Annotated in this window: 16 protein-coding genes; 8 read left to right on the top strand and 8 right to left on the bottom strand. The window is 68.0% G+C overall.

Going from position 1 to position 19,705, the window contains the following annotated elements; genetic code table 11:
- Positions 1-4: 4 nt before the first annotated feature.
- Positions 5-1,858, bottom strand: coding sequence for a translation elongation factor 4 (gene lepA, locus AC5RVG_RS12190; protein WP_493999775.1), 1,854 nt, complete (start codon positions 1,856-1,858; stop codon positions 5-7).
- Positions 1,859-2,091: 233 nt separating this feature from the next.
- Here lepA and AC5RVG_RS12195 point away from each other — a divergent pair, with 233 nt between their 5' ends.
- From AC5RVG_RS12195 to AC5RVG_RS12205, 3 genes are all read left to right on the top strand, one after another.
- Positions 2,092-2,670, top strand: a complete 579-nt coding sequence (locus AC5RVG_RS12195; protein WP_494014026.1) for a type II toxin-antitoxin system PemK/MazF family toxin — start codon at positions 2,092-2,094, stop codon at positions 2,668-2,670.
- A gap of 267 nt (positions 2,671-2,937) precedes the next feature.
- Positions 2,938-3,198, top strand: a complete 261-nt coding sequence (gene rpsT, locus AC5RVG_RS12200; RefSeq protein WP_493978395.1) for a 30S ribosomal protein S20 — start codon at positions 2,938-2,940, stop codon at positions 3,196-3,198.
- Between the two features lie 248 nt (positions 3,199-3,446).
- The gene (locus tag AC5RVG_RS12205) at positions 3,447-3,953 is read left to right on the top strand and encodes a DUF2231 domain-containing protein (RefSeq protein ID WP_494014027.1); all 507 of its coding nucleotides are present in this window, start codon (positions 3,447-3,449) and stop codon (positions 3,951-3,953) included.
- A gap of 3 nt (positions 3,954-3,956) precedes the next feature.
- Here AC5RVG_RS12205 and holA read toward each other — a convergent pair whose 3' ends face one another.
- From holA to AC5RVG_RS12220, 3 genes are all read right to left on the bottom strand, one after another.
- Positions 3,957-4,964 carry a DNA polymerase III subunit delta gene (holA, locus tag AC5RVG_RS12210; protein ID WP_494014028.1) on the bottom strand — a complete coding sequence of 336 codons (1,008 nt, stop codon included), beginning with the start codon at positions 4,962-4,964 and terminating at the stop codon, positions 3,957-3,959.
- A gap of 143 nt (positions 4,965-5,107) precedes the next feature.
- On the bottom strand, positions 5,108-7,321 hold the full coding sequence (locus tag AC5RVG_RS12215; protein ID WP_494014029.1) for a ComEC/Rec2 family competence protein: 2,214 nt from the start codon (positions 7,319-7,321) through the stop codon (positions 5,108-5,110).
- A gap of 557 nt (positions 7,322-7,878) precedes the next feature.
- Entirely contained in the window at positions 7,879-8,685 is an 807-nt protein-coding gene (locus tag AC5RVG_RS12220) for a ComEA family DNA-binding protein (protein ID WP_494014030.1), read from the bottom strand.
- Between the two features lie 367 nt (positions 8,686-9,052).
- Here AC5RVG_RS12220 and AC5RVG_RS12225 point away from each other — a divergent pair, with 367 nt between their 5' ends.
- The 3 genes from AC5RVG_RS12225 (at position 9,053) to AC5RVG_RS12235 (ending at position 11,099) form a co-directional block, all read left to right on the top strand.
- Positions 9,053-9,514 (top strand): hypothetical protein, encoded by a 462-nt coding sequence (locus tag AC5RVG_RS12225; protein ID WP_494014031.1) that lies wholly within the window; start codon positions 9,053-9,055, stop codon positions 9,512-9,514.
- Between the two features lie 214 nt (positions 9,515-9,728).
- Positions 9,729-10,283: a phosphoribosyltransferase family protein gene (locus AC5RVG_RS12230; protein WP_494014032.1), complete on the top strand. Its 555-nt coding sequence runs from the start codon at positions 9,729-9,731 to the stop codon at positions 10,281-10,283.
- A 105-nt stretch (positions 10,284-10,388) separates the two neighbouring features.
- Positions 10,389-11,099 (top strand): hypothetical protein, encoded by a 711-nt coding sequence (locus AC5RVG_RS12235; RefSeq protein WP_494014033.1) that lies wholly within the window; start codon positions 10,389-10,391, stop codon positions 11,097-11,099.
- A 196-nt stretch (positions 11,100-11,295) separates the two neighbouring features.
- On the opposite strand, the gene AC5RVG_RS12240 is transcribed toward AC5RVG_RS12235, so the two are convergent.
- From AC5RVG_RS12240 to glpK, 4 genes are all read right to left on the bottom strand, one after another.
- The gene (locus tag AC5RVG_RS12240; protein WP_494014034.1) at positions 11,296-11,829 is read right to left on the bottom strand and encodes a hypothetical protein; all 534 of its coding nucleotides are present in this window, start codon (positions 11,827-11,829) and stop codon (positions 11,296-11,298) included.
- A 97-nt stretch (positions 11,830-11,926) separates the two neighbouring features.
- Positions 11,927-12,883 (bottom strand): DegV family protein, encoded by a 957-nt coding sequence (locus AC5RVG_RS12245; RefSeq protein WP_494014035.1) that lies wholly within the window; start codon positions 12,881-12,883, stop codon positions 11,927-11,929.
- A 17-nt stretch (positions 12,884-12,900) separates the two neighbouring features.
- Positions 12,901-15,390, bottom strand: coding sequence for a leucine--tRNA ligase (gene leuS / locus AC5RVG_RS12250; protein ID WP_494014036.1), 2,490 nt, complete (start codon positions 15,388-15,390; stop codon positions 12,901-12,903).
- A gap of 164 nt (positions 15,391-15,554) precedes the next feature.
- The gene (gene glpK, locus AC5RVG_RS12255; protein WP_494014037.1) at positions 15,555-17,069 is read right to left on the bottom strand and encodes a glycerol kinase GlpK; all 1,515 of its coding nucleotides are present in this window, start codon (positions 17,067-17,069) and stop codon (positions 15,555-15,557) included.
- 314 nt (positions 17,070-17,383) lie between these two features.
- Between glpK and AC5RVG_RS12260 the strand changes: the two genes are divergently transcribed.
- Together AC5RVG_RS12260 and AC5RVG_RS12265 are read left to right on the top strand one after the other, a co-directional pair.
- Positions 17,384-18,262 (top strand): alpha/beta fold hydrolase, encoded by an 879-nt coding sequence (locus tag AC5RVG_RS12260; RefSeq protein ID WP_494014038.1) that lies wholly within the window; start codon positions 17,384-17,386, stop codon positions 18,260-18,262.
- The gene (locus AC5RVG_RS12265) at positions 18,259-19,344 is read left to right on the top strand and encodes a glycosyltransferase family 4 protein (protein WP_494014039.1); all 1,086 of its coding nucleotides are present in this window, start codon (positions 18,259-18,261) and stop codon (positions 19,342-19,344) included. The genes AC5RVG_RS12260 and AC5RVG_RS12265 overlap by 4 nt, the downstream gene beginning before the upstream one ends.
- Positions 19,345-19,705 lie beyond the last annotated feature (361 nt).

The following is a 19,705-nucleotide window of genomic DNA, read 5'->3' on the forward strand; positions in this document are numbered from 1 at the left end:
AGAGCTACTTCTTTGCCTTGTCCTTGGAGTCATCCGATGACAGCGCGGCGATGAAGGCCTCCTGCGGGACCTCCACGCGGCCGACCATCTTCATCCGCTTCTTGCCTTCCTTCTGCTTCTCCAGCAGCTTCCGCTTACGGGAGATGTCGCCGCCGTAGCACTTGGCCAGCACGTCCTTGCGGATGGCGCGGATGTTTTCGCGCGCGATGATACGGGAACCGATGGCGGCCTGGATGGGCACCTCGAACTGCTGGCGCGGGATGAGTTCGCGCAGCTTGGAGGTCATCATGACGCCGTAGCTGTAGGCCTTCTCGCGGTGCGTGATGGCGCTGAACGCGTCGACCTGTTCTCCCTGCAGCAGGATGTCCACCTTGACCAGATCGGCCACCTGTTCGCCGTCGGCTTTCCAGTCCAGCGAGGCGTAGCCGCGGGTGCGCGACTTGAGGTTGTCGAAGAAGTCGAAGACGATTTCCGCCAGCGGCAGCCGGTAGCGCAGCTCCACGCGGTCCTCGGAGAGGTAATCCATCCCCTTCATCTCGCCGCGGCGGCCCTGGCAGAGCTCCATGATGGTGCCGACGAACTCGTTGGGCGCGAGGATGGTCGCGGAGACCATCGGCTCGCGGACCTCGGAAACCTTTCCGTCCGGATATTCGCTCGGGTTGGTGACCGTCAGGACCTTCTTGTCCTCCAGCGTGACCTCATAGACCACGTTGGGAGCGGTGGAGATCAGGTCCAGGTTGAACTCGGCCTCAAGCCGTTCCCGGGTGATTTCCAGGTGCAGCAGCCCGAGGAAGCCGACTCGGAAGCCGAAGCCGAGGGCCGCGGAGGTCTCCGGCTCGTAGATCAGTGCCGCGTCGTTAAGCTTGAGCTTGTCCAGCGCGTCGCGCAGTACCGGGTAGTCCGTGCCGTCGATCGGGTAGAGCCCGGAAAAGACCATGGGCTTGGGGTCTGCGTAGCCGCCCAGGGACTCCGCTGCCGGCTTGAGCAGGTTGGTGACGGTGTCGCCAACCTTGGACTGGCGGACGTCCTTAACGCCGGTGATCAGGTAGCCGACCTCCCCGACGCCCAGGCCGTTGGACGGGGTGGGTTCGGGCGAGCTGACTCCGATTTCGAGCAGTTCGTGGCTGGCCCGGGTAGACATCATCTGGATGCGTTCGCGCGGCGAGAGTTTTCCGTCGACCACCCGGACATACGTGACCACGCCGCGGTAGGTGTCGTAGACCGAGTCGAAGATCATCGCTCGGGCAGGTGCGTCCGCGTCGCCCGTGGGGGCCGGCAGGTCGCGCACGATCTTGTCCAGCAGCGCTTCGACGCCCACGCCGGTCTTGCCGGAGACCTTCAGCACGTCTTCCGGATCGCCGCCGATCAGGTTGGCCAGCTCGGCCGCGTACTTTTCCGGCTGCGCGGCCGGCAGGTCGATCTTGTTCAGGACCGGGATGATGGTGAGGTCGTTCTCCATCGCCAGGTAGAGGTTGGCCAGCGTCTGGGCCTCGATGCCCTGAGCCGCGTCCACCAGCAGGACCGCGCCTTCGCAGGCTGCCAGGGAACGGGAAACTTCATAGGTGAAGTCCACGTGGCCGGGGGTGTCGATCATGTTCAGGGCGTAACTGACGTCGTCAAGCTCCCACGGCATGCGCACGGCCTGGGACTTGATGGTGATGCCGCGTTCCCGCTCGATGTCCATCCGGTCCAGGTACTGGGCCTTCATATCGCGCGGCTGGACCACGCCGGTGAGCTGGAGCATCCGGTCGGCAAGAGTGGACTTGCCGTGGTCGATATGGGCGATGATGCAGAAGTTCCTGATGATCGCCGGATCGGTGGCGGCAGGCACCGGCGCGGTGCGGGCCATCGGTGACACAGATGGTTCCTTACTCTCAGACAAGCGGGCTACGGCAATGCGGCCGGGTCGACCAGCACGCTGAATTTGCTCAACTATAAGTGTCCCACGCCTGCCCGCGATCCGCGCACCCGGGCGCGTGCCTGCCGGGACCGCGCGGGTGCCGGATCGCTGGACCCGCCGATCTCGCCTGTGGTGCCGATTCGGCAGCCCCGCCGATATCGCGGCCGTGCCGCCGTCGGTAGCCTAGAGCCATGGCTTTTTCCCAGCGCGGCCTCAACCGTCTGCTTCGTTCCGCCGTGCGGGCCCTGCGCGGGCTGTCCGGTGCCGGACACTCCGGAGGTTCCACCCAAGGACGCGGTCCGGTGGCCGGCAGGCAGGGCCAGCCTCCCGGGGGCGTGGCCGGGCGCCGGGGTGCGGAATCCGGTCCGGGCTCGGCGTATCCGGGCGACTACCGGGGCACGGGGACCATCAGCTACTCCCCCGAGGCCGACGGCGCGCCGGATCCGGGCGAGATTGTCTGGACGTGGGTGCCGTACGAGGAGGACTACACGCGGGGCAAGGACCGGCCCGTCCTGGTCATCGGCTACCACCGCGGCCGTTTGCTGGCGCTCATGTTGACCACGCGGGACCGGAACAACGACGGCCGGCGCGACGGCGACTACCTGGACCTGGGCTCTGGCCCCTGGGACGTGCGGGGCCGCCCGAGTGAAGTCAAGCTCGACCGCGTGCTGCAACTGGAGCCGGATCGGGTCCGGCGCGAAGGAGCGGTGCTGCCGCGGGCCTCGTTCGACGAGATTGCCCGGGCCATGCGCCGGCGCGGCTGGAGCTGATCGGAGGGGCGGATCGCTGTCCCGGGCTCAGCTGCGGCCCGGCCCCGGCGTGTCGGCCGTCCGCAGGCTCACCGTCGGGGCGCAGCGTGTCGGCTCCCCGCAGGTCCGCCGCCCTGAGCACGGATCTGCTAACATTTATAGCTGTGTGTCCGCGCAGGTCGACGGGCACCTCGGGCCGGTTGCCATTACGGTACCCCACGCCGCTCAGTCAATGACCGGACCGACTGCCCTCAAAAGACCAAGTTCCTCAACAAAGAGAGTTATTTCGTGGCCAATATCAAGTCCCAGAAGAAGCGCATCCTCACCAACGAGAAGGCACGCCAGCGCAACATCTCGGTTCGGTCCGAGCTGAAGACCGCCATCCGCGCCGTGACCGGTGCCGTCCAGTCTGCCGACCAGGACGCCGCCGCCACCGCCCTGGTCGCCGCGAGCCGGAAGCTCGACAAGGCCGTCAGCAAGGGTGTCATCCACAAGAACAACGCCGCGAACCACAAGTCTTCGCTGGCCAAGAAGGTCAACGCGCTCTAAGCAGCGCGCTCCGGCCGAGAGGCCGACCCAAGCCAAGGCCGGAGGCCGCCACCCGTTCGGGGAGGCGGCCTCCGGCTTTTGTGCATCCGGCTGCAGACGGCGGCCTGCCCGGAGGGTACCTTTGGTTGTGTCCCGTTGGGCTGGTTGTCTCCCGCGGGGCGCTGGGGGCCGGCGCGGGCCGGTAGCTGGGGCGGGATGGGGCGGGCGAAATGAACGGCGCGAATGCTTACTTGCGTTTAGTCGACCGGATGGGGCGTTCACCCGCCCTGGACGGGGCGGTCAGGGTGCTGGGCGGGCTGGGCGCTCCCTTGGTCGGGAAGCCGGCTTTCAGGCGGTTCTTCAGTGGGGTGGACACAGCCATCCCGCCGCACGCGGTCCTGACCGACGCGCCGTTCGGTGCCTGGTTCATGGCCGTGTTCCTCGACTTGTTTGACGACGACGGAGGAGAACGCCGCGCTGCCCGCCGCTTGGTCGGTCTGGGCGTGCTGGCCGCCCTACCCACCGCAGCGGCCGGCCTGGCCGAGTGGACCACCGCGGACCCGGCTACGCGGCGCATCGGCGTCTTGCATTCAGCGGCAACCACGGCAGCCACCCTGGTATTCGCCGGCTCGTGGCTGGCCCGCCGGAGGGGACGTCAGGGGCTGGGGATCGGCTTGGCGCGGGCAGGCTCAGCCGTTGCGATCGCCGGAGGTTTCCTCGGCGGCTACATGGGCAGCCGGGTCCGGGGACACGGCGGAAGCGCCAGCGGCGCCTGAGGTTCAGCGGCGCGCGCTGGTGGCGATCAAGGTCACGGCCCGCTCCACGGCATATTCCGGGTCGCGGCCCTCGCCTTTGACCTGGGCGTCGGTCTCGGCCAGAACCTGGATGCAGCGGGCCAAAGCATCTGATTCCCACAGCCGCGCGTCCCGGCGGGCCTGGTCGAACTGCCACGGCGCCATGCCCAGGTCGCGTGCGTTGGCCGACGCGCTTTTGACCTTGGCAATCTGGCGCAGCTTCATGGCCAGCACGGCGACGATCGGCACCGGATCCACCCCGGTGGCCAGTGCGTGCCGGAGAGATGACAGGGCCGCCGCGCCGCGGCCGGAAACGGCCGCATCCGCGACCTTGAAGCCGGTGGCTTCGACCCGCCCGCCGTAGTACTTCTCGACCGTTTCTTCGGTGACCGCACTGTCGGCGTCGGAGATCAATTGCGAGCAGGCGGCAGCCAGGTCCGGGAGCGACGAGCCGACGGCGGCCACCAGGGCCTGAGCCGCGGCGGGTTCGATGGCCCGGCGGGCCGACTTGAACTCCTGCCTGACGAAGTCCAGTTTTTCGGAGTCCTTTTTCATGGCCTGGCAGTCGACCACGGGGGCGCCCGAAGCCTTAACGGCGTCCAGCAGTTTCTTTCCGCGGGTCCCGCCCCCGTGGTGCAGGACGAGCCAGACGTCCTCGGCCGGTGCCGCCACATACGCCAGCAGGTCCGTGAGGAACTCGTCGTTCATCTGCGCCAACGACGACGCCTCGATGAGTTTCGCTTCTCCGAAGAGGCTGGGGCTGGCCAGCATGGTGAGTTCGCCGGTGGTGTAGGCGGAGGCATCGAGCTGGACCAGCTCGAGGTCCGGGTGCCGGCCACGCAGGAGGCCCCGGACGCGTTCCTTGGCCCGATGGGCCAGATACTCTTCCGGACCGCTGACGAGCACGACGGGGGCCGGCTCGACGTCACGCCAGGAGACGGTGACGGCGCTCTTCTTGGCAGCCGAAGAGCGGGATCCGGGTGGCGGGTTCACGGCAGGTTCCTCCTTGTTCAGGTCAAGAGTTTCACGATCCGGGCCTTTTGCCCAAAGCAGTCCCCGCTGCCGCCTCGCTCGGTCTCCGCTACTAAGCGGGCTCAGGTCACCCATACGCGCCGGCTCGGGTCTCCGCTGCCCGGCTAGCGGTTGGCGCGGACGGACAATTCCCGGTCACCGACGTCCACGAAGACCGTTCCCAGCTCGTCGGTCCTGAGGACGTGCGTGCCAGCCGCCTGAAGCGCCGCCAGGATTTCATCCGCCGGATGGCCGTACTCGTTGCCGGCGCCCACGGAGATCAGGGCCGCCGCGGGCCGCAGCGCTGTGATGAGCGCCGTTCCCCCGTTCCGGGCGCCGTGATGGTTGACCTTGAGCACGTCGACGGCGAAGTCCGGGCCCAACCGGCGCATCAGGGCAGGCAGTTGCTCCTCCTCCAGGTCACCGGTCAGCAGCATCCGCGTCGATCCCCCGGCAGGAGAGGGCAGGGTAATGTCGATGACGAGGCTCGCGTCGTTTTCGGACAGGCCGGCGCTGCCCTCCACCGGCCAGTGCACCGCCCAGGCAACTGCTCCGGACGAGCCGGAGAGGCCCGCGAAGGCACGCTCGGCCTGCAGCCGCCGGTCCTCAAGCGAGGCCAGCACGGCAGCCGGTGGCGCTGCCTCGGCGCTCGAGTACAGCACCCGCGCTGTCTCCCGTCCCGCCACGGCTCCCGCGAGTCCGCCATAGTGGTCCAGGTGCATGTGAGTCAGCACCAGCAGGTCGATCCGTTCCACGCCGAGTCCGTCAAGGCACCGGTCCATCGCCTCCGGGTCGGGTCCGGTATCCACCACGATCGCGCTGCCCTCGCCCGTCCGCACGACCAACCCATCACCCTGTCCGACGTCGCAGGCCGCCACGTCCCACTCCCCCGCCGGTGCCGGCCGCAGTAGCGCAGCCGCCAGCGCTCCTGCAGCGAGCCCGGGGAGGATCGTCCAGCAGACCAGCTTGAGCAACGCGGAGGCGCGCGTGCCGGAAGCGACGCCGTGCCCCCGCAACGCCGTCCCGCCGTCGTCGTCGTCGTCCGACCCAAGGTGCTGATCCTGCGCAGCCCGCCGCCTGTCCGCGGCCCGCAATCCCCACAGGAGCGCCAAACCGGCACTTGCCGCTCCGGCGGCACCGAGCGGGCCACCCGCCCACGGCAGCGCGGCCATGGGCAATTCGGAGAACCATCGCGCGACCCCTGCGATCCACAAGGTCATCCAGCCCGCGGTATGCAGCACGGCCGCGCCCGGTCCGGGAAACAGCGGCAGCAGCCCCGTCCCGATCATTCCGGCAACCGTGATGAAAGGAACCAGCGGTCCCGCAGCCACATTGGCGGGGACAGCATACAAGGCCAGTTCGGGCTGGAGCTGGACAATGACCGGGGCACAGAAGACCTGCGCGGCCAGCGGCATGGCGACCGCGTGCGCCAGCGGAACCGGCAGGAAGCGCTGCAGCCGGCGGGAACACACGGTCCCCAGCAGCACGAGGGAGAGGGTGGCCAACACCGAGAGCACGAAGCTGTAACTGGCGGCCAACCACGGATCCACGATCAGCAACACCAGCACCGCAACGGCCAGGAAGGACAGCGCTGCCCTGCGCCGCCCGCTCAGTACCGCAATTACTCCCAGCGAGCCCATCACCGCCGCCCGCAGCACGCTGGGCTCCGGCCGGACCAGCAGCACGAATCCGGCGAGACCAACAAGGCCGGCAGCCGCCTTGGCCCAGCGGGGCAGCCTGAACGCCGATCCGAGGAGGTAGATGAAGGCCAACACGTAGGAGACATTGGCGCCGCTGACGGTGAGAAGGTGCGTCAGCCCGGTACGCCGCATGGCCTCCTCGAGGTCCGCACCCTGGTGTTCCTTGTCCCCCAGCACCATCCCGGGAAGGAGCCCCCGGGCGTCGGGCGGCAATCCGGCCAGCGCCGCCACGAACTGGCCGCGCAGGCCCGAGACCCACGCGTCCAGGGGTGGCGCCGAGCGCTCCGACGGGGCAGTGGATGCGATCAGCAGGGCATCGACGGCCTGGCCCGGGTCTGCCCGGACGAGCTTGCCGGAGGTCCGCAGCCGCTCGCCGAACCGCACGTGGGACCACTCCGGCCCACCGAGGACCAGCACCGGCGTGTCGGCCTCGAATCGCACGCGGCCGGCCGTGGCCTCGACGATGGTGGCGGTCAGGTGGAAACGCGGGCCGCTCCCAAACTGCCGCGGCGCCTTCATTTCGGCAGCGTCCCCAGTGGCCACCAGGCGGGCGGTGATGGTCTGCTCGCTGGTGATGGCCGTCCCGATCGGGCCCGCCAGCCGCTCCGCCTGCTGCAGCCCCACCGTCAGTGCCAGCAACCCGGTGCAACTGCACAGCACAATGACGACGGCGATGCCTGCCGCGCCGCGGCCGCCGCGCCGGGGCCGGTCGCGTGGATGAGCTCCGCTCCCCTGCTGCCGGGCCTGTGGGTGGTGCCGGCTTCCCTGCCGTGGGGGCCGTGGCTGGGGCGGATCTTCCCGCGGCCGGGGCCGAAGATGGCGTCCCAACCTGGTGGCTGGTCGAGGCAGGAGCCGGGCCGGCCGCAGCGGTAACAGCAAACGGGCGGTCGCTGCACAGGCGGTTCCCAAGAGCACGCCCGCAGACAGCAGGACCACCCCCGGCGGCGCGAGCGGCAGGGCCAAGGCAGCTGCCCAGCATACCGCCGCCGCCAGGCCCAGGCGAAGATCCAGTCGCCGGCCTTGGGCCTCCGCCGCGGCGGCCTCAGCGGCCGCAGGATCCGGCTTGACGTGCCGCAGCAACCACCGGCCCAGGTCGCTGCGCCGTCTGGGCGGCTGACCCAACTCATTCTGGTCCGGCGCCACGACAGTCGGACGTCGGGCCGCATCCGCGTACCGCTGCCATCGCGGCGGGCGGCTCATACCGACACCAGCTCCACCAGCGCCTCCAGCATGACCGGCCCGATGCCGGGCACTGCATCAAGATCCGATGGCTGCCCGTACGGGCCATGCTGCTCGCGGAACTCGACAATCCGGGCGGCAAGAACCGGTCCTACCCGGGGCAGCTCGAGGAGCTCCTCGGCCGTCGCCGTATTGATGTTGATCTTGGCAGCCGGACCCTCACCGGCACCGCCCCCGCCTGACTCCTGGGCGCCGCCGCCGGAGCCCCCGCCGGCACCGCCGCCGCCTCCCGACCCGTCCGCCTGTTGCGGCGGCCCCGGCGCATCCGGCGAGGGCACGAAGACCTGCTGTCCGTCGGTCAACGGCGCCGCCAAGTTCAGCGCCTCGAGCTGCGCCTTCTTCGTCGCACCCCCGGCAGCGTCAATGGCCTCGAACACCCTGGAGCCGTCGGCCAGCCGGACGATCCCCGGCGAGGCGACGGCCCCGGCCACATGGACGATGAGGCCGGGGCCGTCGCCTGACGGTTCATCCGCGGTCTCCGTACCGTCCTCGCCGGCAGCAGAGGGCGCTGCTGGCGGCGTCCCTTTCGTTTCTTCGTCGGCAGCCGGGCCGGCAGGCCGGTCGGACGTCAGCGGAATGCTCTCCAGGATGGGAGCAGCCGAGCGGCTCACATCAGCCGTGGCCAGCGATACAAGTCCGTAGCCCAGGCACAGCCCGGCCACCACGAACGCTGCCCCGAGGGCTACGCGGAAGCGCGGAGTCCGCTGCGACCGCGACGCGATGCCGCCGCGGGCGGTTGCCGGAAGCCAGCGGTGTCGGCTCATGCGGCAACACTAGGTCGGCGGTGCTGCGGCCCGGCCGGCTGGCAAGCACCCGTGGACAGCGGCTCCGGCGGCGCCGTCTGTGGAGGAAAGGAATACGCAGCCTTGGGATGGCCTCTGCAGTCCGAAGACCTCCGCGACGACGCCTCTCCTGACAACGACGCCCCCCTAGTCTCTGCTTCCCTGCTTTTTGACCGACGTGACACGCATGTACCTCTTGACGCGTATTGTCTGTTCGGCAGAAATCAGAAATCTGCATGGACAATCAAATCGCCAGCAATACTGAGTGCATGGGAAACGATCGCCACCGACTAAGTGTCAAACTGCTACCTCGTACTACACGGAATTTCCCACAGGACGAGAGCACCCGGTGGACTTCCTCGGATTCCTGGTTTACGGTCGGCCCCTAAAGGACCTACTGCGAATTACAGAAGACGCGGCGCGGCCGGAACATGAAACCACCGCACTACGTGATGATTGGTCACCGAAGGCTGCATTGGAGTACTTAGACCGACTGCTGGGACATATGCCGGGTGACTTCGACGACGGGCGTATTGCGCTCCTGCTCTGTCCGGTCTGCGGCGATCTATGGTGCGGCACGGTAAGCATGGAACTGTCGCAGACGCCCCAGACAATCACATGGCAGAGATTTGGCTGGCAGGCCGCTGACGACGAGCCTTGGATCTTCCCGGGCCAGTCCTTCACCTTTGAACGGACCGAATACGAAAACCTTCTGCAGGATCTTCGGGGGCACTATGAAGAGCGAGCTTCCCGGCCTACGCCGCTCAAAGGTTTTCGACGCTTATTCGCGCCCCGCACGGACCGAAAATAGCGGACATACTGGCCGTAGCCCGTCGACTTCGGGCGTGAAGCAGGAGGTTACCCAAGATAACAAGCCCCCGGATTCGTTCCGAAGTCCCCAAGGGACCGCGGCGGCAGGCCAAGCAACGGGGCATTCTCAGCGCTTTCGCACTCCCACTGGTGGCATGGTTCCAGCTAGGCATGGGGATGCCTGCGAAACGGTCTTGGATATTAGGATTCAGCCCATGGCCGCGAAACCTAGAGCACTCCGACAGCGTATGGCGGAGCTATTCGAGTGGAAAACGACCCGCTCAATCAACCAAAACTACTTCAATCTTTTTAGTTGGTGGCGGGAGCCAGAGGTTTTGGCCGGCATAGGCGAACTGCTCGCCGAACCTTTCCGCGCAGCCGCTCCCACCGTTGTCATTGGCCCGTCCGCCAGCGGGTACCTGACAGGGGCACTGACTGCGTCGACTCTGGGCGTCGGGTTCTGTCCAGTGCCAAAAGACGCAGCCCCAACCTTCGACAGCGATCCCTGGGTCACAGTCACGAGCCAGCCCGACTATAAAGACCGCCACCTTCAACTTGGGCTCCCCAAAGGCCTCATCAGATCCGGAGACCGCGTCCTTGCCGTGGACGATTTGGTCGATACAGGCGGTCAACTCTTGGCGCTCCAACGACTCACCCACGAAATCGGCGCGACGTGGGTTGGAGCATCGGTTCTAATCGACAACCTCAAAGAAAGCCAGCCCCGGCGCCAGTTGAACCTCAAGTCTGTCTTCCACGTTCGAGACTTCTGATCAATCCTGCGAACACCCGCATGCTGCCGCGTCCTGATGTGCGGCGTGCAGGATGGGCGGCAGAGCGGGCGGGGTATCTACCGCCCGCTCTGCAATACTGCACGCATGGAAACCCTGATGCATCGGCGGGCGTGGCTTGACGATGTGGCGGCTCCAGGCCGCCCCTGGGTAGTGGCCGCTGTGGCTGTCGCAGCCATTAGCATGCTGTTCCTCCTCCTTGAGCTGGCGACCCGGCCCGATGCTGAGCTGTTGCCTGGGTATTTGATCGTGTACGCAGTGATTGGGCTGTTCATTTACGGTCCTGGTCGCAGAGATGTCACTTGGGGCCGCGTCTTGGCATTCGTTCTGCCCGGTTTGTTGATGGTGGCGCTGTGGGTGCTGGGCACCGGCTACTGGGGCGGGCTTTGGTTGCTGGGCCTGCCGGCCTGGGCCATCGTCTGCCGGCGCTGGGACGATTACGGCGGGACGCACCGGGCGGCAAAGCTGGCACTTTTCGTGGTGCTCCTGGCGGCGTCGTCGCTGTTCTTCGTCTTTTACGGGCTCTACCCGTTTCTCGGTACCGCCCTACTCGCCATCGTGCCGGTAGTACCGCTGGCACACTTCATCGCGTCGCCTGCTTACAGGCAGCGGCTCCTGCGAGCCGCCGTCGAGTTCCTGCTCTCCTGCGCGGTCGTTGCAGTGGCGCTGACGCTGCCGGAGCTCGGATGGGCTTCGCCGCGGGGCTTCGCCGGCGCGGCGGTGCTGGTAGGGCTGTTGATGGCAGCGTGGGCCGGCCGGCGCTCGGTCGCAGTAAAGCCCGGGCCTAGGTACTCCTGAAGCTGGTGTCGCGTTGAGCAACAAATTTCCCGGTACCTGTTAGAGATGATGGCCCCGTCATGGCTACCTACAAACTGGAGCAGCTCGCTTAGGCCTGGCATCACCGCCGGCTTCGCCCGGCGTGCCTCGACCACGGTTGTGAGCGTTCAATCGCCATCGTTTGTTCCGTAGACGAGCCGGTGCAAGGAGTTGAGGCTCATCTCATCAGCTGCCACTTCCACTTCACCGTCGCTCGTTCGGATACTGACCACGCGCTGGTCCCTTCGGAGCTCCTTTCGCGTATGCGGAGGCGGCACCCGTTGCTCGGGGAGTGGCTGGACATGGAGGATTCGGGGGGCTCCGATAGCCTGGTCCAGGCCAAAGGGTTCGATGACGTTGCGCTCTCTGAACCGATGGTGCCTGGTTTGAGCTGAGCCGACCCGGGTGCCCAGCGGTCGCGCAGTGACCCGGGCACAGCGTTGGGGTACCGGAGGAGGCAATCAATGATCCCGCGTTCTTCGATATCCACGATCAGACGCTTGCGTTTGTCGCGTCTCACACCGGCGAGCAGCAGGGCTTCGACGAGGATGACTACCCCGAGGCTGGCGAGGATCCGGGCGCCCAGGTCCGCATTCGGCAGCAGCATATTTGCAGGCAGCAAAGCCACCATGGGCAGCCACCACATGGCGTGATCAGAGATGCGCTCCAGTTTGCTTTTCGGAGCGCGTGTCCATACTTCGGGCGCGGCCATGTTTCATTGTCGTTCCTTCACCTTTGGAATTACTGGCACACGAGTATCGATATGAGAGTTGTGCCGCAGGTAAGCAAAAGGTTGTTCCCCGGAACGACTAGTCCAGGGGCGGCGTCGGCGGACCGACGACCACCGCGACGACGCCCAGGCCGGTGTGGGCGGCCAGGACCGAGGGAACCGGGGTCAGCAGCACCTCGTCGCTCAGGTACTGCTGCAGGGTTTCCGCGATGGCCCGGCTCTCGGTTTCGTTGCCGAAGTAGTGCACCGCCACCCGGGGTTCGTAGTCGAGCTCCTCGATCCGGCGCACCACGAGCTGCTGCAGCCGGGCCTGGGCGCGGGCGGCGGTGCGCACCTTCTCCAGCGGCAGGATGGCACCGTCGCGGATGGCCAGCAGCGGCTTGATCGCCAGCAGGGTGCCGAGCAGGCCGGAGGCGGCGGAAATTCGGCCGCCGCGGCGCAGCTGGTCCAGGCTGGGCACGTAGAAAAACACGTCCGAACACACGGCGGCCGCCTTGGCGCGATCCGTCACGGCCTGCCGGTCGAGACCGCTCTGCGCCGCGACGACGGCGTCAATGACGGCGAATCCTTCACCCAGAGCGGCGCTGCGCGTGTCCACCACTTCCACCGGGATGCCCACGCCGTCGGCGGCCAAGCCTGCCGCTTCGATCGTGCCGGAGAGCTCGGCCGAGAGGTGGATGGAGACGATCGCGTCGAAGCCCAGGTCTTCAAGCTCCCGGTAGGTCCGCTCCAACAGCCCCGGCGACGGGCGAGACGTCTTGATGTCGCGCCCCTCGGCGAGCCCGACCGCCAGGGCGGACGCGACGTCGTCGACGCCTTCCCCGTAAATCTGCCCGGAGATCATCACCGGCATCGGCACCACCCGCAGCCAGTCCGCCGTGTCCGGCTGGTTGACCCAGTCCGCGGGCAGCGAGGCCGCCGAATCCGTCACGACGGCGACCCGGTGCCGCGGCGGCTGCCCGGGCCGGGCAGGCGCCTGCTGCTGCTGGTGCAGCAACTGCTTGGACCGCTGTACGAGGTGCTCGAGCCAATTCATCGGGGCCGGGCCGCCGGTCAGGCCGGCACGATGTTGACCAGCTTCGGCGCGCGCACAATCACCTTGCGCACTCCGCGGCCGTCAAGGGTCCGGATGATCTGCGGCGAGGCCAGGGCGAGCTTCTCCAGCTCGTCCGCGTCGACGTCGGCTGCCACCTCCAACCGGTCGCGCACCTTCCCGGCCACCTGCACCACGGCCGTCACGGTGTCCTGCACCAGCAGGGACTCGTCCACGGCCGGCCAGGACGCCTTGACCACGGACGGTTCGTGGCCGAGCCGGGCCCAGAGGTCCTCCGCGGTGTAGGGGGCAAACAGGCTCAGGATGATGGCCACTGCCTCGGTGGCTTCGCGGACCGCCGGGTCGGCGGCACCGGGTCCGGCGTCGATGGCCTTGCGGGTGGCATTGACCAGCTCCATCAGCCGCGCGATGACGACGTTGAACTTGCCGGCATCGAGCAGTTCCGCCGCGTCGGCGACGGTCCGGTGGGTGACCGAGCGCAGGGCGCGGTCGCCGTCGTCGTACTCCGTGCCAGGAGCGGAGGCGACGTCCTGTCCCAGCCGCCAGGCGCGGGCCAGGAACTTGGCCGAGCCGGAGGGCGAGACGTCCGCCCAGTCCACGTCGTCTTCGGGCGGCGAGGCGAAGATCATGGTCAGGCGCACGGCGTCCACGCCGAACTTGTCCAGCTGCTCGCCCAGGTCCACGCCGTTGCCCAGCGACTTGCTCATCGCCTTGCCGCCGTTGAGCACCTGGCCCTGGTTCAGCAGCGCACGGAACGGCTCGTCAAAATCGATCAGGCCCATGTCCTTGAGCACCTTGGTGAAGAACCGGCTGTAGAGCAGGTGCAGGATGGCATGCTCAACGCCGCCGACGTACTGGTCCACCGGCAGCCAGCGGGCCGCGGCGTCCTTCTCGAACGGGCCCTCGGCGTAGTCCGGGGAGGCGAAGCGCAGGTAGTACCAGGACGAATCCACGAAGGTGTCCATGGTGTCGGTGTCCCGGCGGGCGGCCTTGCCGCAATTCGGGCAGTCGGTGTTGACCCAGTCCGCGGCGGAGGCCAGCGGCGAGGTGCCCTTGGGCGACAAGGCTTCGCCGCGCAGGTCGTCGGGCAGCCGCACGGGCAGCTGGTCATCGGGAACCGGGACCTCGCCGCACTCGTCGCAGTGGACGATCGGGATCGGCGCGCCCCAGAACCGCTGCCGGGACAGCAGCCAGTCGCGCAGCCGGAAGTTCACGGTCTTCTCGCCGGTGCCGGCCGCCTCCACCAGATCGATGGCGCGGGCGATGGCTTCGGTCTTGGACAGGCCGTCCAGCTCGCCGGAATTGATCAGGGTGCCTTCGCCGCTGGTGGCGATCCCGGTCTCGGCCGGATCCCCTTCCCCGGTGTCGACGACGGCGCGGACCGGCAGGTCGAAGGCCTTCGCGAAGTCGAGGTCGCGCTGGTCGTGCGCCGGGACGGCCATGATGGCGCCGGTCCCGTAGTCGGCCAGCACGTAGTCGGCGGCCCAGACCGGCAGCTTTTCGCCGTTGAGCGGGTTGATCGCGTAGCGGCCCAGGAACACGCCGGTCTTCTCGCGTTCGGTGGACTGGCGCTCGATGTCGGAGAGTGCCTTAATCTGCTCCCGGTAGGCCATCAGCGCATCGTGGTGCTCCGGGGCCACCAGGTCCAGCGCCAGGTGCGCGTCGGCCGCGACCACGAAGAAGGTGGCGCCGTTCAGGGTGTCGGGGCGGGTGGTGAAGACCGTGACGTCCTGGGCCGGGCGTCCGCCCGCCTCCTCCACCGTGAAACGGACGTGCGCGCCCTCGGAGCGGCCGATCCAGTTCCGCTGCATCGCCAGCACGCGCTCCGGCCAGTGGCCCTTGAGCTCGTCCATGTCGTCCAGCAGGCGGTCGGCGTAATCGGTGATCTTGAAGTACCACTGGTTCAGGCTCTTCTTGGTCACGGGCGTGCCGCAGCGTTCGCATGCCCCGTTGACCACCTGTTCGTTGGCCAGGACGGTCAGGTCCTTCGGGCACCAGTTGACCGGGGAGTTCTTGCGGTAGGCCAGGCCGCGCTCGTAGAACCGCAGGAACAGCCACTGGGTCCAGCGGTAGTACTCCGGGTCGGAGGTGTGCAGCCGGCGCGACCAGTCGGCGCTGATCGCGTAGCGCTTGAAGGACGCCGCCTGGGTATCGATGTTGGCGTAGGTCCACTCGCTGGGGTGGGCGTTGCGCTTGATCGCGGCGTTCTCGGCCGGCAGGCCGAAGGAGTCCCAGCCGATCGGGTGCAGGACGTCGTAGCCCTTCAGCCGCCAGTAGCGGGCCACCACGTCGCCCATGGCAAAGGCTTCGGCGTGGCCCATGTGCAGGTCGCCGGAGGGGTAGGGAAACATGTCCAGCACGTAGCGGCGTTCGCGGGAACCGTCGTCGGCGGGAGCGAAGACATCAAGTTGCTCCCACACGGCCGGCCACTTGGCCTCCATGGCGGAGAAACTGTACTCGTGCTGTTCCGTTCCCGGCTGCGTACTCACTGTGCTTGCCTCGTCCTTTTGTCTGTACTGCGCACTGGCCTGACTCCCCTAGACACACAAAAGCCCCTCGGCATCGGAGGGGCGGGCCGCTGAAGCAGGGCCTGGGCCCCGCGGCAGCGGCTAGCTAAGGAGCAGTGCGAACATGGGACCACTTTACCGCACGTTCACAGGACATCGTCGTCGACCCAGTCGAAGGTCCGGGTGACCGCTTTCTTCCACAAACGCAGCCTGCGTTCCCGTTCTTCCGCGGGCATCTGCGGCTCCCACACCTTGTCCTGCACCCAGTTCCGGGCCAGCTTTTCCGTGTCCTCCCAGAATCCGACGGCGAGGCCCGCGGCGTAGGCCGCTCCCAGCGCCGTGGTCTCGGTAACACGCGGCCGCCTCACGGGCACGCCCAGGATGTCCGCCTGGAACTGCATCAGCGCATCATTGGCGACCATCCCGCCGTCGACCTTGAGGCCGGTCAGCGGGACCGCGGCGTCCGCGTTCACCGCGTCCAGGACTTCCCGGGTCTGGAAGGCCGTGGCCTCCAGCGCGGCCCGGGCAATGTGCGCCTTGGTCACAAAGCGGGTCAGGCCCACCAGCGCTCCGCGGGCGTCCTGGCGCCAGTACGGGGCGAACAGGCCCGAGAAGGCGGGCACGAAGTAGCAGCCGCCGGTGTCCTCGACCGTGCCCGCCAACTGCTCCGCCTCCTGCGCGGATGAGACCAGGCCCAGGTTGTCGCGCAGCCACTGGATCAGCGACCCTGCGACGGCGATCGACCCCTCCAGCACATAGTGCGGCGCCGCCTTGCCCAACTGGTACCCCACGGACGTCAGCAGGCCGTGCGATGACCTGACGATCTCCTCGCCCGTGTTGACCAGCACGAAGCACCCGGTGCCGTACGTATTCTTGGCCTCGCCGGGATTGAAGGCCGCCTGCCCGAACGTGGCCGCCTGCTGGTCGCCGAGGATGCCCGCGACCGGAACGTGCCGCAGCAGCTGCGAGCCGTGCACGGTCGCATAGGGCTCGGACGAGGAGCGGATCTCCGGCAGCATGGCGGCCGGCACCCCGAAGGCGTCCAGGATCCCCCGGTCCCACTGGAGCGTGCGCAGGTCCATGAACAGGGTGCGGGAGGCGTTGGTCACGTCGGTGGCGTGCGTGCCGCCGTCCGGCCCGCCGGTCAGGTTCCACAGCACCCAGCTGTCGGTGGTGCCGAACAGCAGCTCGCCGGCCTCGCCCCGTTCCCGCGCCCCGTCCACGTTGCGCAGGATCCAGGCCAGCTTGGTGCCGGCGAAGTAGGGCGCGAGCGGCAGTCCGGTCTGCTCCCGGAAGCGGTCCACGCCGCCCTCGGCGGCCAGTTCGTCGCAGATCTGCTGCGTGCGCACGTCCTGCCAGACGATCGCGTTGTAGACCGGCCGGCCGGTGCTCTTCTCCCACACCACCGTGGTTTCGCGTTGGTTGGTGATGCCGACGGCGGCGATGTCGTGCCGGGTCAGGCTGGCCCGGGACAGCGCCGTGCCCACTACCTCGCGGGTGTTGTCCCAGATTTCCAGCGGGTCGTGTTCGACCCAGCCCGGCTGCGGGAAAATCTGACGGTGCTCGCGCTGGCCGGTGGAGACCGGCGTCCCGGAGTGGTCGAAAATAATTGCGCGCGTGGAGGTGGTCCCCTGGTCGATCGCCAGCACGAACTCCGCCATCTGTGTCCTCCACGCTCCAATCCGGGGCTCGGTGCCCGGCTGCTGTTGAACCTAACCGGCGGCGCACGGCAGCGTCAATCAAGCGAGCCCTCGCCGTCGTTCGGCGTGCTGCCCGCTTGCGGCGTGTGCCAGCCGGCGCCTGCCTCCGTATCTGCTCCCCGCGCCTGTCCCATGCCGGCCCCCGGCTGTGTCCTTACCTGTGCCGCTCCCGCGGCGGTCGCCGTCGTCGGCCCTGGGCAACATCGGCCGCGCTGCGCGGCAAGGCGCCCGCAGGTCGGTAGAGTCGAAGGCATGAAATCAGGAAGGACCCTGGCGTGACCGCCGTTGCCGACCGTGCGGTGCGCCGCGAACTTCTGCTCGACGGCGCCCGGGTGCGCTACTGGGAATATCCCGCGGACGACGACGGCGCGCCCACCCTCCTGGTCATCCACGGCTTCCGCGGTGATCACCACGGGTTGGAACTGGTGGTGAGCCGGCTGCCCGGTTACCGGGTGATCGCCCCCGACCTTCCCGGCTTCGGCGAATCGGAGCCGCTTACTGCCGGCAGCCACGGGATCGAGGGTTACACCCGGTTCCTGCACGCCCTGGCCGGCGAACTCAAGCTGGGCCCGGACACCTACGTCTTGGGACACTCCTTCGGGTCCATCGTGGTGAGTCACTACCTGGCGGCGCATCCGGGCAGCTTCCGGGCCGCCGTCCTGGTCAACCCGATCAGCGAACCCGCGCTGCAGGGACCCAAGGCGATCCCCTCCCGGCTCGCCGGGTTCTACTACTTCGCCGGGGCCAAGCTGCCCGAGCGGCCGGGTCTCTGGCTGCTGCGCCACCGGCTGATCGTCCGGGGCATGAGCATCATGATGGCGAAGACCCGCGACCCGCAGCTGCGTTCCTACATCCACGGGCAGCACGACGCCTACTTCAGCGCGTTCGCGAACCGCCGCGTGGTGCTGGAGGCCTTCCGGGCGTCCATCTCCGCCGACGTCGCGCAGGTCGCCGGCCTGCTGGAGCTTCCGGTCCTCCTGATCGCCGGCGAACGGGACGACATCGGTTCCGTGGCCAGCCAGCGCAGGCTCGCGGCGATGATCCCGGACTCCCGGCTGGAAGTGATCCCCGCCGTCGGGCATTTGATCCATTACGAAACCCCGGCAGCGGCGGCCGCCTTCATCCGGGACTTCATCGACGGAATGAGTGCATGAAACTCCTGATTGACGCCCGGTTCACCCGAACCGACCAGCTGGACGGCATCAGCCGCTACGGCGCCAGCCTCATCGAGGCCGCGTCCAGGCTGGCGGACGTGAGCATGCTGATCAACGACGAGCGGCAGCTGCAGTTCCTGCCCGACGTGCCCTGGGTCAAGATCAACAGCCCCCTCTCCCCCGCCGAACTCTTCGTGGCGCGCCGCGTGAACAAGCTGGGCGCCGACGTCGTCGTCTGCCCGATGCAGACCATGGGCAGCTTCGGCCGCAGATACGGGCTGATCCTGACGCTGCACGACCTGATCTACTACTCCCACCCCAAACCGCCGGGCTTCCTGCCCAAGCCGGTGCAGTGGCTCTGGCGGCTCTACCACAAGGCCTACTGGCCGCAGCGCCTCCTGCTGAACCGCGCGGACACGGTGGCCACCATCAGCCACACGACGCAGGCGCTGATGGAACGGCACCGGCTCACCCGCAGGCCGATCCGGATTGTTTCCAACGCCGCCCAGCCGCAGGGAGCGCCGCGTGATCCCGCCGGCGGCCGCGACAAGACGCTGCTCTACATGGGCTCTTTCATGCCGTACAAGAACGTTGAAACCATCGTTGACGCCATGGCGCTGCTGCCGGACTACCGGCTCCATCTGCTCAGCCCGGTGCGTCCTGATCGGCAGGCCGAACTGGAGTCGCGGGCCGTCGACCCTCGCCGGCTGGTCTTCCACAACGGGATTTCCGACGACGGGTATCAGCAGCTGCTGCAACGGGCCACCGCGCTGGTCACCCTCTCCCGTGACGAAGGCTTCGGCCTGCCGCTGATCGAGGCCATGGCAGCCGGCACACCGGTGATCGCCAGCGATATTCCTATCTTCCGCGAGGTCGGTGGCGGCGCCGTCACGCTCGTGGACCCGGACGATCCCGCCGACTTCGCAGCGGCGGTAGCGGCGCTCGACCAGCCCGGTGCCTTCCGCGCGGCGTCGGAGGCCAGCATCCGCCGAGCGGCGGCCTACAACTGGAACGAGTCGGCCAAGCAGCTGGTCGCCGCCGCCGAGGAAGTGCTGGAACGACGGCGGGGCCGGTCCCGGTAGTTTGGTGGCCGGCAGCCGACGAAGTGCTGGAACAACGGCGGGCCGGTCCCGGTAGTTGGTGGCCGCAAGCCGAGGAGAAGCCGGTGGATGTCGTTCCGGAAGCGCCTGATCGATACCTCGACTGATCTCTCCTTCCCACACCTCGCAAGCGGGTTGAGCTGCTGGCGGCGGACTTCTGCCTCAATGTGGCGCTGACGGTCAGGGCCACTCCACTAATTGGCGTGCTGCCGGCAGCGTCGCCGTCACCGGCAGCGGCAGCGGCAGCGGCAGCGGCAGCGGCAGCGGCAGCGAGGGCGCGTGCTCCGCAACTGTCAGTGGCGGCGCAACCGCAGCGGAGACTGAGGCGGAGGCTGCGTGTCCT

The sequence above is a fragment of the Arthrobacter senegalensis genome (assembly GCF_059091765.1).